The organism is Brevundimonas sp. LjRoot202 (assembly GCF_964253355.1).
Lineage (GTDB): Bacteria > Pseudomonadota > Alphaproteobacteria > Caulobacterales > Caulobacteraceae > Brevundimonas.
Genome location: NZ_CAXUQW020000003.1, coordinates 268823 through 282597, shown reverse-complemented (window position 1 = coordinate 282597; position 13775 = coordinate 268823). Strand labels below are relative to the sequence as shown.

The window sequence follows — 13775 nt, the reverse complement described above, 5'->3', positions numbered from 1 at the left end:
ATCAGAAGGCTCCGCCTTCTCGACCCGACGCGCGCCGGAGGCGTGAGTGGCCGGGCGATCGAAACGCCCCACCTTTCCGCGCTTCGCCCCGCCCTTCGGGTCGACCCGGCGCGCACCGTTAGCTAGAGAAAGTCCCATGGCTATCCGCGTCCAACTCGATCGCATTCTCCTCGAACGGCGCATGTCGCTGACCGAGCTGGCTGACCGCGTCGGCGTGACCCTGGCCAATCTGTCGATCCTCAAGACGGGCAAGGCGCGCGCCATCCGGTTCACCACCCTGGACGCCCTGTGCCGCGAACTGAACTGCCAGCCCGGCGACCTGCTGATCCAGACGCCCGGCCCACAGGACGCCGGCTCGGACGAGGACCCGGACGGGAACGCGCCCGGCACGACATGAGCCGCCGCGACGACCTGAGCCCCGACGACCGCCGGATCTGGGCGCGGGTGGCGGGCTCGGTGACGCCATCGAGGCCGAAGAAGGCCGCCCGCATCATTCCGGGCGCCGCCGTCGTCGATCCTCCGCCCGCCCCGCTGCCGACGAAGCCGTCCCGGCCGCGCGGCGTCGCCCCGGCGTGGACGGCTCCGCCTCCGGGACCGGCCCGCCCACGCGGCCTGCCCGAGGAACTCGAACCCCGCCGCCAGCGCCGTCTGTCGCGTGAGCGCGATCCGATCGAGGCGAAGATCGACCTGCACGGCTTCGGCCGCTTCCAGGCCCAGGACGCCCTGACCGCCTTCCTGATCGGGGCGCAGGCGCGCGGCTATCGTTCGGTGCTGGTGGTGACCGGCCAAGGGCGGCGCGGCGGGACCGGCGTCATCCGCGCCTCGGTGCACGAGTGGCTGCAGAGCCCGGCGCTGCGGGGCGTGGTGTCAGGGTTCGCTCCCGCCGCTCGAAAGCACGGCGGCGACGGGGCGCTGTATGTGACGATCCGGCGAGGGTAGCGGGGCCGATCAGGCGAGCCTCAGCCCCGCGTCCGTCGCCAGCTGTTCCAGCGACACCATCGGCCGCGGACCCCAGTGGGTGATGACCTCGGCGGCGGCGAGCGAGCCGAGCTTGCCGGCCTCCTCGAGCGACAGGCCGCGGGCGAGGCCGAGCAGCAGGCCGGCGGCGTACTGGTCGCCGGCGCCGGTGGTGTCGACCACCTTGTCGACCGGGCAGGCGGCGACCTCGACCCGTTCGGCGCCGCCCTTGCCGAACACCACCGAGCCCTTCGGCCCGCGCGTGACGGCGGCGATGTCGACGATGCGGCCCAGGTGGGCGGCGGCGTGGTCGAAGTCCTCGGTCTCGAACAGGGCGTGCAGCTCGGCCTCATTGGCCAGGACGATGTCGGCCGAGGCCTCGATGAAGGCCAGCAGCTCGGCCCGCCAGCGATGCACCACGAAACTGTCGGACAGGGTGATGGCGACCTTGCGCCCGGCGGCGTGGGCGGCGGCGGCGGCGGCCTCGAAGGCGGCCCGGGCCGGAGCCGGGTCGAACAGATAGCCTTCCAGATAGACGATGGCCGACGACCCGATCACCCCGGCGTCGATATCGGCGATCTCCAGCTGGTTGGCCGCGCCGAGGAAGGTGCACATGGTGCGCTGGCCGTCGGGGGTGACGTTGATCATGCACACGCCGGTGGCCAGGCCGGCCGCGGCGCCGTTGGTCAGCGGCGGCGTCTCGAAGTGGACGCCGGCGGCGCGGATGTCGTGGGTGAAGACGCCGCCCAGGGTGTCGTCCGCCACCTTGCCGATATAGGCCGCGCGGCCGCCGAACGAGCCGACCCCGGCGACGGTGTTGCCGGCCGAGCCGCCCGAGGCCTCGACCCCCGCGGCCATGGCGGCGTAGAGGGCCGCGCTGCGGTCCGCATCGACCAGCTGCATTGAGCCGGCGGTGAGGCCCTGGGCCTCCAGGAAGGCGGGCTCGCAGGGGGCGAGCACGTCGACGATGGCGTTGCCGACGGCGCAGACGTCATAGGCGGGGGCTTGGGTCATGGGCGCGGCCATAGCGGGCGGCGGCGGCGAAGGCCAGAGCCGCCACCTTGCCGAAGCTTCACTTGAGCGCCACGCCCGGCGCGCGCAAATGGACAGCCCTTGAGCCGGAGCCGCCCATGCTGAGCCTTCTGATCGCCCTCGCCGCCGGTCCCGCCCAGGACCCGGCCGTCGTTCCCGACGGGACGCGTCTGGCCGAGAGCCGGACCTGCTACACCTTCAACATAAGCCGCGACGGGGTCAGCCGGCCCGCCGGGGTGACCTGGCAGACCGTGGAACGGACGGTGCGCGACGGGCGGCCCGTGCTCGAGATCGTGGCGCACCAGTCGATGAACGGCGGCGCCTTCGACATGCGTGACGAGTTCGTGCTCGACGCCGCGACCCTGCGCCCCCTTTCGCTGATCAACCGCCGCAAGGGCGAGGTCCATGTCCGCGTCAGCTACGCCGATGACCGCATCACCGGCGAGCGGATCGAGGACGGGGCGGTTCAGGCCATCGACGTGCCGCTGGACGGGCCGGTCTGGGAGGGCAATCTGTTCGGCCCGACCTTCGCCGCCCTGCCGCTGGCCGAGGGCGCGCGCTTCACCCTGCCCTGGTGGCAGTACGACAAGGGCTTCGGCGAGTTCTCGGTGCGGGTGACCGGCTCGCGCACCGTCGAGACCGAGGCCGGGCCCGTCGAGGCCTGGGCGCTGGCGGTCACGCCCGGGCTGGAGACCGCCCCCGGCGAGGAACAGCCGGTCACCTATCTGATCAGCAAGACGGCGCCGCGGGAGCTGTCCTACACCGTCGCCGGGTTTTCGCAGACGCCGGGCGGCGACTGCTCGGCGCTGGAGTCGGCGCAATGAGCCGGGTCGCCGTCCTGACCCCCGATCCCGCCGACGCCTCCTACGCCGGCCAGTGGCCCGGCGTGCTGGAGCGGCTTTCCGAAGCGCTGGCCGGGGTCGGCGTCACCGCCGGGCCGACGCCGTGGACGGAGCACGTCGAGGACGCCGCGGGCCTGACCGGCTATCCGCTGGTCCTGCCGCTGATCGTCTGGGGCTATCACCGCGACCATGAGCGCTGGATGCGGGCCTGCGCGACCTGGCAGGCGGCGGGGGTGCGGATGCTGAACCCGGCCGGGGTGATCGCCTGGAACTCCGACAAGGCCTACCTCGGCCGGCTGGCGGACAAGGGCGTGGCCATTCCGGAGACGGTGTGGGTCGAGGGCGTGACCCAGGCCGACGTCGACGCCGCCTTCGACCGCTTCGGGTCCGAGGTGATCATCGTCAAGCCGCGCGTCTCGGGCGGGGCGTGGAAGACGCTGCGGCTGTCGCGCGGCGAACGGCTGGCCGACGCTCCGGAGGGGCCGGCGATGATCCAGCCCTATCTGCCGTCGATCGAGACGGAAGGCGAGACCTCGCTGCTGTTCTTCGGGGGCCGGCTCAGCCACGTGGTCAACAAGCGGCCGGTCGCCGGCGAGTTCCGCATCCAGGTGCAGTTCGGCGGCCAGTATGTGGCGCTGGCCGAGCCGCCGGCGGGGGCGCTGGCGCTGGCGGAGCAGACCCTCGCCGCCATCGACGAGGACCTGCTCTACGCCCGCATCGACATGGCCCGGGGCCCGGACGGCGGGTGGCTGCTGATGGAGGCCGAGCTGATCGAGCCGGACTTCTACCTGGGCTCGGCGCCGGAAGGCGGGAAGCGGTTCGCGGAGGCGGTGAAGGCGCGGCTCTAGGCGGCCTCGCCCAGCGCCTGCAACCCCGCCCGCGACGGGCACAGGTCGCTGATCACGCAGCCGCTGCATTTCGGCCTGCGCGCCGTGCAGGTGTAGCGGCCGTGCAGGATCAGCCAGTGGTGGGCCTTGGGCAGCCAGTCCTCGGGCACGACGCGGAACAGTTGGGCCTCGACCTTGTCGGGCGTGCCGGCGTTGGCGAGGCCGAGGCGGTGCGAGACGCGGAACACGTGGGTGTCGACCGCGATGGCGGCCTCGATACCCAGTTCGTTGAGCACCACGCTGGCGGTCTTGCGGCCGACCCCGGGCAGGGCCTGAAGGGCGACGCGATTGAGGGGAACCTCGCCACCGTGCTGCTCCAGCAGGATGCGGCTGAGGGCGATGACGTTGCGCGCCTTGCCGCGATAGAGGCCGATCGAGGCGATGTACGGGGTCAGTCCGGCCTCCCCCAGCGCCAGCATCTTCTCCGGCGTGTCGGCGACCTTGAACAGCCTGTCGGTGGCCTTGTTGACCGAGACGTCGGTGGCCTGGGCCGACAGGGCCACGGCGACCAGCAGGGTGAAGGGGCTGGAGAAGTTCAGCTCGGTCTTCGGATCGGGCATGACCCGCGACAGCCGCTCGAAAACGGCCTCGACCCGGTCCTCGTCCGGGGGCCAGCCGAGCACGGGGACCATGGCCCCGGTCATCACGGCGGGGCGTTTCGGCGCGGGTGACTTTTGGCGGCCCTTTACCGGGGCCCGGGGCGGTTTCATGCCCCGTCGTCGCCGGGAGCCGGGCGCGGGTCAAGACCGCGCGGCCGGACCGCACTGCGCCGGGCCGGGCCGGTGACGGGCCGAAACAGTATGTGTTGCGACGCAACATATTGGGAGTTGATATTTGGACAGTGTTGTCCATTTTATGCGCCACTGCCTCCCGAACGTCCTTCATCGAGACCGAAATGGCCCTGAATCCCGTCCTCAGGAAACGCCTGCCCCTGATCATCGCCGCCCTCGCCGGCGTAGCCCTGATCGTCGGCGGCGGCGTGTGGTGGCAGGGCAAGCAACGCTGGGAGGCCACCGACAACGCCTTCGTCCAGGCCGACACCACCGAGGTCAGCCCGCAGATCGACGGCTATGTCGTCGAGGTGCTGGTCGCCGACAACCAGAGGGTTGAGGCCGGCCAGGTGCTGATCCGGCTCGACGACGGGGACGCCCGGGCTGAGCTGGCCCGGGCCGAGGCCGAGCTGGCCGCATTGCAGGCCGGCGTCCAGAACGTCGACGCCCGCGCGGCCCAGGAGGAGGCCATGATCGCCAGCCGCGCCGCCGCCGTCACGCAGGCCCAGGCCCAGGCCGACTTGGCTCGCCAGCAGGTCGCCCGTTACGGCGCCCTGGCCGAACAGGGCTGGGTGTCGCAGCAGCGCATCGAGACCGAACGGGCCGGGGTCCGCACCGCCCAGGCCTCGGTCGCCGAGGCCCAGGCCGCCCTCGTCGCCGAGCAGCGCACCGCCGGGGTGCTGGGCTCGACCCGCACCCAGTCGGTCGCCTCGGTCGAGCAGGCCCGCGCCGCCGTCGACAAGGCCCGCCTCGCGCTGGAGCGCACCGTCATCCGCGCGCCCGTCTCGGGCGTGGTCGGAGCGCGCGGCGCGCGCGTCGGCCAGTATGTGCGGCCCGGCGGGACCATCCTGTCGATCGTGCCGCTGGGCGACACCTATGTGGTCGCCAATTTCAAGGAGACCCAGCTGGGCCGTCTGCGCATCGGCCAGACCGTCGAGATCGAGGCCGACGCCTTCAAGGACCGGCCCCTGACCGGCCATATCGACAGCTTCGCCCCGGCCACCGGCTCGGAGTTCGCCCTCATTCCCGTCGAGAACGCCACCGGCAATTTCACCAAGATCACCCAGCGGGTCCCGGTCCGCATCCGCGTCGACCGGCGCGAGGGCGCGGCCCTGCGCCCCGGCCTGTCGGTCGAGGTCAAGGTCGACCTGAAAAGCGAGGGCACGCTGAGCTTCGCCGAGGCCGCCGTCGCCCCGGTGCAGACCGCCGCCGTCGGCTCGCCGGTGTCCTGATGACCGCCGCCGCCCCGCCCGTCGGCGTCGGCGAACCGACGGCCGAAGAGCCGCAGGTCAACTGGGCGATCCTGCTGCTCGGCTTCGCCGGCATGGTGATCGGCCAGTTCATGGCCATCCTCGACATCCAGATCGTGGCCTCGTCCCTGCCCCAGATCCAGGCCGGGGTCGGCGCCTCCGCCGACGAGATCAGCTGGATCCAGACCGCCTATCTGATCCCCGAAGTCGTGATGATCCCCCTGTCGGGGTATCTGTCGCGGCTGTGGGGGACGCGGAAGGTCTTCCTCGCCTCCTGCGCCGGCTTCATGTTGATGAGCGTGGCCGTCGGCCTGTCCGGCTCGGTCGAGCAGATGATCCTGTTCCGCGCCGTCCAGGGCTTCGTCGGCGGGGCGATGATCCCGACCGTCTTCGCCGTCGCCTTCACCGCCTTTCCGCCGAAGCACCGGGTCACCGCCAGCGTCATCATGGGCCTGATCGTCACCCTGGCGCCGACCGTCGGGCCCACGCTGGGCGGCCATCTGACCGAGCAACTCAGCTGGCGCTGGCTGTTCTTCATCAATGTGCCCCCGGGCCTGCTGGTGCTGTTCCTGGTCGGCCGCTACGCCCATTTCGACAAGGGCGATCCATCCCTGGCCAGGGGTTTCGACTGGTGGGGTCTTGGCCTGATGGCCACCTTCCTGATGAGCATGCAGTTCGTGCTCGAGGAGGGCTCGAAGAACGACTGGTTCGCCGACGATCACATCCTGTTGCTGGCCGTCGTCGTCGCCCTCACCGGCCCAGCCTTCGTGTGGCGGGCGCTGAGCTATCGCAATCCGATCGTCGAGCTGCGCGCCTTCGCCAACCGCAACTTCATGGTCGGGGTGGTGATGACCTTCACGGTCGGCGCCGCCCTGTTCGGCGGGACCTTCCTGCTGCCGCTGTTTCTCGGGCGCGTGCGCGGCTATTCGGCGGCCGAGGTCGGCACCACCATGGTCGTCTCGGGCCTGGCCATGTTCGCCACCGCCCCCTTCGCCGGCCGGCTGGTCCGGGTCGTCGATCCGCGCATCCTGATGTTCAGCGGCTTCATGATGTGCGCCTGGGCCATGTGGGACGCCCATGCGGTGACGACGGAATGGGCCTTCTGGGAGTTCGCGGGGGTGCAGGCCCTGCGCGGCGTCGGGGTCATGGTGGCCATGATCGCCTCGCAGCAGGTGACCATGTCGACCCTGCCGCCGCACATGGTGAAGAACGCCTCCGGCCTGGTGAACCTGTCCCGCAACGTGGGCGGCGCCTTTGGTCTGGCGATCCTGAACACCTCCCTGACCACCAACACCGCCCTGCACATGAGCGAGCTGACCCAGAACATCACCAACACGAACGCCGGCATGCAGGGCCTGCTGAGCGCGCTGCAGGAGCGGTTCGCGGGGTCGCTGGACCCCGCCGGCGCGGCGATGAAGGCCGTGTACGGGATGCTGAACCTGCAGGCGACGACGCTGGCGTTCGGGGACGCCTTCGCCATGCTGGCCATCGGCTGCGCCTTCGCCGCCTTCGTCACCCTGATGGCCCGGCCGGTGAAGGCCAGCCCGGACACCCCGCCGGTGGAGGCGCACTGATGGCTCGTCTTCGCGGACAGGTCGACGAGACCAAGACCGAGGCCATTCTCGAGGCCGCGCGGACCCTGTTCTCCGAACAGGGCGGCGGCGTCTCCATGGAAGCCATCGCCCGCCGCGCCGGGGTGTCGCGACAGACGCTCTACAACCGCTTTCCCTCGAAGCTTGAGATCGGTCAGGCGCTGGCGAGCCGCCGCTCGGACGCCATCAGCGCGCCCCTGCGCGACGGCGGCGATCCGGAGACGGTGCTGACCAGTCTCGCCGGCCTGTTGCTGGACAAGATCTGCAGCGACGACGGCAAGGCCTCGATGCGCGGCGTGGCCCTGATGTCGCCGCACGCGCCGGAGGTGGCGCGCGCCATCTATGCGGCGGGCCCGGGCGAGAGTCTGCGGCGGCTGTCGGCCTGGCTGGCCGAACAGGACCGGGCCGGAAGACTGTCGGTTCCCGATCCCGATGCGGCGGCCGAGATGTTCTCCGGCATGGCGCTGGGCCACGGCCATCTGCGCGGCGTGCTGGGCGTGCCGCATCCGCCGATCGATCGCGACGCCCGCGCGGCCGAAACCGCGCGGCGATTCCTCAGGGCGTTCGCCCGCTGAGGGCCGGCCCATGGTTGGTTCCGAACGCCAATCGGCCTAGACCCCCGTCGTCTGTCCCGGAGTTCCCCATGCTGATTCACCTGTCGTCCTGGCCCGAAATCGACGCGCGGCTGAAGACCGTGAAAACGGTCGTCGTGCCCATCGGCTCCAACGAGCAGCACGGGCCGACCGGCCTGCTGGGCACCGACTGGCTGTGCCCCGAGATCATCGCCCACGCGGCGGAGCAGCAGGACGGACAGCTGGTCGTCGCCCCGACCTTCAACATCGGCATGGCCCAGCACCACCTGGCCTTCGCCGGCACGATCAGCCTGCGCCCGTCGACCTTCATGGCCGCCATTACCGACTGGGTGAACTCGCTCAGCCGGCACGGCTTCGAACGCATCTATTTCCTCAACGGCCACGGCGGCAACGTCGCCACCATCGAGGCGACCTTCGCCGAGATCTACGCGGAGTGGAGCTTCCTCGAGGAGCGCGCCCCGTTCGTGCTGAAGCTGCGCAACTGGTGGGATCTGCCGGGCGTGACCTCGCTGTGCAACCGGATGTTCCCGACCGGCCACGGCATGCACGCCACCCCGTCCGAGATCGCCGTGACCCAGGCGGCCTATCCGGACCACATAAAGACGGCGTCGTACGAGCCGAAGATCGCCCCGGTCGGGCCGATCCGCGACGCCCTCGACTACCGCGCCCGCTTCCCCGACGGCCGCATCGGCTCCGACCCGGCCCAGGCCAGCCCCGGGAAGGGCCGCGAGATCATAGACGCGGCGGTCCCCGCCCTGCTCAAGGACGTCGCCGACTTCACCAACGAGGTGTTGCCGTAGGGCGCGGCGCGGCGCACGGTCGGGGCATGAGCCCCATCGATCAAGCCGCCCGCACCGCCCACGCCGGGCAGGAACTGCTGCAGGCGTCCGGCGACGTCATCGCCCGGCGGCTGGAGATCGTCGCCGACGCCCTGCGCGATCCGCTTAAGGCCGACCTGCGCGAGATGAGCCTGATGGGGTCCGAGAAGGTCGAGGCCCTGACCGCCTCGGCCGCCGCGGGCCTGAACGGCGCGATGAGCATGGCGGCCACAACCGCCGCCGCCGCCGCGCGCGAGACCGCCGCGGCGCAGGGCGCGCTGAACGCGGTCCTGACCGCCCGCAATCCCGCCGAGGCCGCGCTGGCCCAGGGCAGCTGGGTCACGGCCGCAATGGGCCGCGCGGTCAACAACAGCTGGGCCTTCGGCGCCACCATGCTGAAGCTCCAGGCCGACGCCTTGGCCCCGATCCACGCCGCCGCCGTGGCCAATGCGAAGCGGCTGAAGCGGTAGATTACCGGAACGGCGGCTCGTCGAAGGCGCGGAGCTTGCGCGAGTGCAGGCGTGAGCCCTCGGCGCGCAACAGATCCACGGCCTGGATGCCGATCTGCAGGTGTTCCGAGATCGAGCCCTCGTAGAAGCGGTTGGCCTGGCCCGGCAGCTTGATCTCGCCGTGCAGCGGCCGGTCCGAGACGCACAGCAGGGTCCCGTAGGGCACGCGGAAGCGATAGCCCTGGGCGGCGATGGTGGCGCTCTCCATGTCGATGGCCACGGCCCGGCTCTGGTTGAAGCGCTGGGCCGACTTGGAATAGCGCAGCTCCCAATTGCGGTCGTCGGTGGTCACCACCGTGCCGGTGCGCAGCCGCCGCTTGACCTCTTCGCCGGGCGCGCCGGAGACCAGCTTGGCGGCGTCGTACAGCGCCCGCTGCACCTCGGCGATCGACGGGATCGGGATGTCCGGCGGCAGCACGGCGTCCAGCACGTGGTCGTCGCGCAGATAGGCGTGGGCCAGCACATAGTCGCCGATGATCTGGCTGTCGCGCAGGCCGCCGCAGTGGCCGATCATCATCCAGGCGTGGGGACGGGTCACGGCCAGGTGGTCGCAGATGGTCTTGGCGTTGGACGGGCCGACGCCGATGTTGACCAGGGTGATGCCGTTCCAGCCCGGCGCGGTCAGGTGGTAGGCCGGCATCTGGTGCTTCTTCCAGGCCGCGTCCATCACCGCCTGCTCGGGGTTCGGGGTGTCGCGGGTGATCACCACCCCGCCGGCGCAGGACAGCGTCTCATAGGGACTGTCCGGGTCGGCCAGCTGGGCGCAGGCCCAGCGCACGAACTCGTCGACGTAGCGGTTGTAGTTGGTGAACAGGATGTAGGACTGCACGTCCTCGACCGGGGTGCCGGTGTAGTGGCGCAGCCGGGCCAGCGAGAAGTCGGTGCGCAGGCCGTCGAACTGGGCCAGCGGGAATTCGCGGCTGGGGTCGAACAGGCCGTCGGAGACCTCGTCGCCGATATGGGCCAGGTCGGTGGTGGGGAAGTGGCGGGCAACGGCGGCGGTCTGGCTGCGGTCCAGCGCCACGTCCGAACCGTCCATCACATAGGGGAAGGGGATCTCCTGATCCGACGGACCGACGTCGAAGGTGGCGCCATAGTCGGCCTCGAGCAGGGCCAGCTGCTCGGTCAGATAGGGACGGAACAGCTCGGGCCGGGTGATGGTGGTCGAATAGACGCCCGGCCGCGAGATCCGGGCGTAGGCGCGGGTGGCCAGATTCGCCGGCCGTTCGCCGAACCAGCTGACCCGGAGTTCGGGATAGGAGAACAGGCCGCGGGCGCGGGCCTCGGGGTCCGGCCGCTCGCCGGTGGCCAGGAAGGTCCGCACCGCCTCGCGGAGGTTGGTCACCGATTGATCGTAGAGGGTTTGAAGGCGGTCCAGAGCCGCCTGTGCTGTCATCGTTTCTGTCATGACCTCCCTTACCGGAGGACTGTGACAAAGGCGAGATCAGGTCAGCTCGCGCCGCAGGAAAGCGGTCACGTCGTCCAGCACCGGCGCCTTCTTGCGGAACAGCGGCGAGAAGGTCGCGATCAGGTCGGCGTGGTTCAGGCCCGGATACAGTTTCGCCTCGCAGCGCCCGCCGGCCGCCGTCATCCGTTGGCACAGGATCGTGCTGTCCTCGGCATGCACCACCTCGTCCTGCGTTCCATGGCCCAGCCACAGCGGCGGGGCGTCGGCCCGGACGAAGGTGACGGGCTGGGTCAGGGTCAGGTCGGCGGCCCGCCCGAAGGCGTTGATCGAGGCCGGAACGTCGAGCGGCAGGAAGTCGTACGGCCCGGCCAGCCCCGCGGCCGCCCGGATCAGCTCGGGCGCCCCGGCGGCGGCCATGTAGCGCCGGTCGAGCGCGATCATCATCGCCAGATGGGCCCCCGCCGAGTGGCCGATGACGCCGAGCCGGGCGGGGTCGCCGCCATAGCGGCGCGCCAGTTCGCCCGCGCGGGCCGTCGCCGCCGCCGCATCCTCGATGAATCCGGGGAAGAGAACCGTCGGGACCAGCCGGTAGTCCGGCACGGCCACGACGAATCCCCGCGCCGCCAGGGCGTGCGCCGCCCAGCCGTAGTGGGCCCGCGAACCGGAGTCCCAGCCCCCGCCATAGAAGAACACCAGCATCGGCCAGGACCGGTCCGGCGCGCCGGTCGGAGCCAGTATGTCCATGCGCTGGCGCGGATCGTCGCCATAGCGGAGGCCGCTCGCCAGTCGCCGCACGCCTCTGTCGCGCGGGCCGACGGCGTTCAGGGCGGCGAGCGGCGAACAGGCCGCGGCCAGCGCCGCGGCGGCGGGAACCAGAAATCCTCTTCGGGTCATGGAGTCTCGAATCCGGCGAACGACCGCCAAGATACGCACGAAGCGCGCCCTTGGCTCAATCACCTCGCCGAAGAGATCAGCGCGCCGCAGTTGGCGTCCTCGGCGAGGCCCGGATCGACGAAGGCCACCAGCGCCGCGAACGGATTGACCAGCGCGCCGATGACCGCGCCCAGCCCGACCTGCGCCGCCACCTCGCCGCGATCAACGTCGACCGAGGGCGACATCAGCGGTCCCTGCACCAGGATCGGGGCCCACAGCCGCACCAGCCGCGCCTCCTTGGTCTCGCCGTCGATGCGCAGATTCATGGTCTCGCTGTCGAGGTCGATCGTGCCGGTGCCGTGGGCCAGCACCGGGGTGGTGTCGATGACGAAGGTCCGCGCCGTGGCCGTGCCGCCGCTGACGGTGAAGTCCGCCACGGCGCAGCGGATCTCGGCGGTCGAGTCATCGTCGAGCTTCAGCAGCCCGGCCAGGAGGTTGATGCCCAGCAGTTCGGCGAAGGCGGCCCGCATCCGGCCCTGCGGCACAACGAGGCTGATCGTCCCCTTCGAGGAGGCGGCGAAGTCGTGCACCGACGCCCCCGGTCCCTCCAGCTGGGCCCGCCCCAGCGCCCGTCCGGTGACCGTCGGGAGGCCGTTGCGGGCGGGAATGATCGATTCCAGCGGGTAGCCGCGCAGGCGGAAGTCGATGGCGCTGTAGGGCCGGTCCCGCGTGGCGTTGATCTTCGCCGTGCCACGCAGCTCGCCGCGGCTGAAGGTGAAGGCCACCGGATCGAGGTTCAGGACGCCGCCCTTCAGATCGCCCCCGAGATCGACCCGGCGGATGTCGAGGTTGTTGCCCTTCACCCGCGCCGCCCGGAAGCGGACTGTGCCGTCCATGACCCGCAGCCGGTCGACGTTCAGCGGCGCGTCGGGGAGCAGGCGGCCGGGCACGCCCGAGCTCACCACCGTATTGCCGCCGGACACGACCCGCGGCTCGGCCCCGAGAACCACCATCAAGTCGTCGATGTCGAGCAGCCGCGAGCGCAGGTCGGCGTCGACACGGCGGCGGTCGTCCACCTTGTTGACCACCACCTCGCCCGCCAGATCGGACGAGCCCACCCGGCCCTCCACGTCGGCGAAGGTGAATTTGGCGTCGTCGCGGGTCAGCGTGCCCGCCAGCCGGTAGGGCGGCGTGTTCGGCGTGGTGATGCCGGTCAGCAGATAGATGTCCGACAGGTCCTGCCCCTGCAGGCGAAGCGTCGCGTTGAAATGGCCGAGGTCGAACGGCCGGGTGATCGAGCCGTCGGCGACCATCCGCGTGCCGGCGCCGGTGATCTCGCCATGGAAGCCGTAGGGCCGGTCGCGGCGGATCTGGATGAAGGGCCCGCCGCGGACCACCACCGTCAGCGGCGTGCCGTTGATCGTGCCGCGGCCATCGAGGTGGAAGCCGGCCTGGCCGTCGGAGCCCTCGCGTGCGTCGAAGGTCGCCTCCAGCCGGAGCTTTCGCCTCTGCTCGTCGAGGGTGACGCGGCCGTCCTGGATCAGCAGCCGGTTGATCGGCGGCAGCTTCAGCCCCTCGCCGGTGTCCGGCCGGTCCGGATTGAGATGCCAGCTCTTGCGGCCGTCCCCGGTCGAGATCAGCACCGCGCGGGGACGGGTGACGGCCACCAGCGGCATCTCCAGCCGTCCGCCCAGCAGGGCCCGCAGCCGCACCGCGAGGCGCAGGTCCTCGACCTGCAGCGTGTCGCGCTCGCGCGCCCAGTCCGGCCCGCCGATGCGCAGGTTCCGCACCTGGGCGGACGGCGTCCAGCTGAACAGATTGACGTCGAGATCGCCGTTGAGCTGGATTTCCCGGTCATACCGCGCCGAGGCCCAGCGGCCGATCGGGCCGCGGAGCATATTCCAGTCGAACAGGATCAGGAACAGCACGATGGCGCCGACCAGGACCAGGGTGACGCCGGCGGCGATCTTCTCCGGCGGTCCCGGCCGCCGCGCGGCGGCGTAGACGGGATCGTTGGCGACCACCCAGTCGCGCCAGCCGCGCATCCTCGCGCCGGCGGGAACAAGGGCGCGGTCCCGCACGACCAGCCAGTTCGGATTGTCCTTCAGAGGGTTGGGCAAGCGCGAACTCCGTCGAGCGGAGACAACGCATGAGCGCCTTGAAAGGCTCAGCGGGGCTCGTCGCCGGCCATGAGAAAGGGCGTCCCCGTCGCCGGAAACGCCCTTCTTCGGATCGCGAGGTCCG

At 71.1% G+C, this 13775-nt stretch carries 14 protein-coding genes; 9 read left to right on the top strand and 5 right to left on the bottom strand.

Annotated elements, in window-relative coordinates:
* The first annotated feature begins 136 nt into the window (after positions 1-136).
* Positions 137-397 carry a helix-turn-helix domain-containing protein gene (locus tag ACSQ1L_RS09255; RefSeq protein WP_435994193.1) on the top strand — a complete coding sequence of 87 codons (261 nt, stop codon included), beginning with the start codon at positions 137-139 and terminating at the stop codon, positions 395-397.
* Positions 394-939, top strand: coding sequence for a Smr/MutS family protein (locus ACSQ1L_RS09250; protein WP_435994191.1), 546 nt, complete (start codon positions 394-396; stop codon positions 937-939). Before ACSQ1L_RS09255 ends, ACSQ1L_RS09250 begins: the two co-directional genes overlap by 4 nt.
* 9 nt (positions 940-948) lie before the next feature.
* Here ACSQ1L_RS09250 and ACSQ1L_RS09245 read toward each other — a convergent pair whose 3' ends face one another.
* Positions 949-1971, bottom strand: coding sequence for an adenosine kinase (locus tag ACSQ1L_RS09245; protein WP_435994189.1), 1023 nt, complete (start codon positions 1969-1971; stop codon positions 949-951).
* A gap of 116 nt (positions 1972-2087) precedes the next feature.
* Between ACSQ1L_RS09245 and ACSQ1L_RS09240 the strand changes: the two genes are divergently transcribed.
* Both ACSQ1L_RS09240 and ACSQ1L_RS09235 read left to right on the top strand, forming a co-directional pair.
* Positions 2088-2813, top strand: a complete 726-nt coding sequence (locus tag ACSQ1L_RS09240; RefSeq protein ID WP_435994187.1) for a DUF3108 domain-containing protein — start codon at positions 2088-2090, stop codon at positions 2811-2813.
* Positions 2810-3679, top strand: a complete 870-nt coding sequence (locus ACSQ1L_RS09235) for an ATP-grasp domain-containing protein (RefSeq protein WP_435994186.1) — start codon at positions 2810-2812, stop codon at positions 3677-3679. Before ACSQ1L_RS09240 ends, ACSQ1L_RS09235 begins: the two co-directional genes overlap by 4 nt.
* Here ACSQ1L_RS09235 and nth read toward each other — a convergent pair.
* Complete coding sequence (gene nth, locus ACSQ1L_RS09230) at positions 3676-4428, bottom strand: endonuclease III (protein WP_435994184.1); 753 nt, start codon at positions 4426-4428, stop codon at positions 3676-3678. The genes ACSQ1L_RS09235 and nth overlap by 4 nt on opposite strands.
* 185 nt (positions 4429-4613) lie before the next feature.
* On the opposite strand from nth, the gene ACSQ1L_RS09225 reads away from it, so the two are divergent.
* The 5 genes from ACSQ1L_RS09225 to ACSQ1L_RS09205 all read left to right on the top strand — a co-directional run bounded on the left by ACSQ1L_RS09225 (position 4614) and on the right by ACSQ1L_RS09205 (position 9211).
* Positions 4614-5720 carry an HlyD family secretion protein gene (locus tag ACSQ1L_RS09225; protein WP_435994182.1) on the top strand — a complete coding sequence of 369 codons (1107 nt, stop codon included), beginning with the start codon at positions 4614-4616 and terminating at the stop codon, positions 5718-5720.
* Positions 5720-7312, top strand: coding sequence for a DHA2 family efflux MFS transporter permease subunit (locus ACSQ1L_RS09220; RefSeq protein ID WP_435994180.1), 1593 nt, complete (start codon positions 5720-5722; stop codon positions 7310-7312). Before ACSQ1L_RS09225 ends, ACSQ1L_RS09220 begins: the two co-directional genes overlap by 1 nt.
* Positions 7312-7905 carry a TetR/AcrR family transcriptional regulator gene (locus tag ACSQ1L_RS09215; RefSeq protein ID WP_435994178.1) on the top strand — a complete coding sequence of 198 codons (594 nt, stop codon included), beginning with the start codon at positions 7312-7314 and terminating at the stop codon, positions 7903-7905. Before ACSQ1L_RS09220 ends, ACSQ1L_RS09215 begins: the two co-directional genes overlap by 1 nt.
* Positions 7906-7973: 68 nt before the next feature.
* Positions 7974-8723 (top strand): creatininase family protein, encoded by a 750-nt coding sequence (locus ACSQ1L_RS09210; RefSeq protein WP_435994176.1) that lies wholly within the window; start codon positions 7974-7976, stop codon positions 8721-8723.
* 26 nt (positions 8724-8749) lie between these two features.
* Positions 8750-9211: a phasin family protein gene (locus tag ACSQ1L_RS09205; RefSeq protein WP_435994174.1), complete on the top strand. Its 462-nt coding sequence runs from the start codon at positions 8750-8752 to the stop codon at positions 9209-9211.
* Position 9212: 1 nt separating this feature from the next.
* Here ACSQ1L_RS09205 and ACSQ1L_RS09200 read toward each other — a convergent pair whose 3' ends face one another.
* From ACSQ1L_RS09200 to ACSQ1L_RS09190, 3 genes are read right to left on the bottom strand one after another with little or no spacing between them, the layout of a single operon-like run.
* The gene (locus ACSQ1L_RS09200; RefSeq protein WP_435994172.1) at positions 9213-10658 is read right to left on the bottom strand and encodes an AMP nucleosidase; all 1446 of its coding nucleotides are present in this window, start codon (positions 10656-10658) and stop codon (positions 9213-9215) included.
* Positions 10659-10694: 36 nt separating this feature from the next.
* Positions 10695-11552 carry an alpha/beta hydrolase gene (locus ACSQ1L_RS09195; RefSeq protein WP_435994171.1) on the bottom strand — a complete coding sequence of 286 codons (858 nt, stop codon included), beginning with the start codon at positions 11550-11552 and terminating at the stop codon, positions 10695-10697.
* A 59-nt stretch (positions 11553-11611) separates the two neighbouring features.
* Positions 11612-13651: an AsmA family protein gene (locus tag ACSQ1L_RS09190; protein ID WP_435994169.1), complete on the bottom strand. Its 2040-nt coding sequence runs from the start codon at positions 13649-13651 to the stop codon at positions 11612-11614.
* Between the last annotated feature and the right edge of the window lie 124 nt (positions 13652-13775).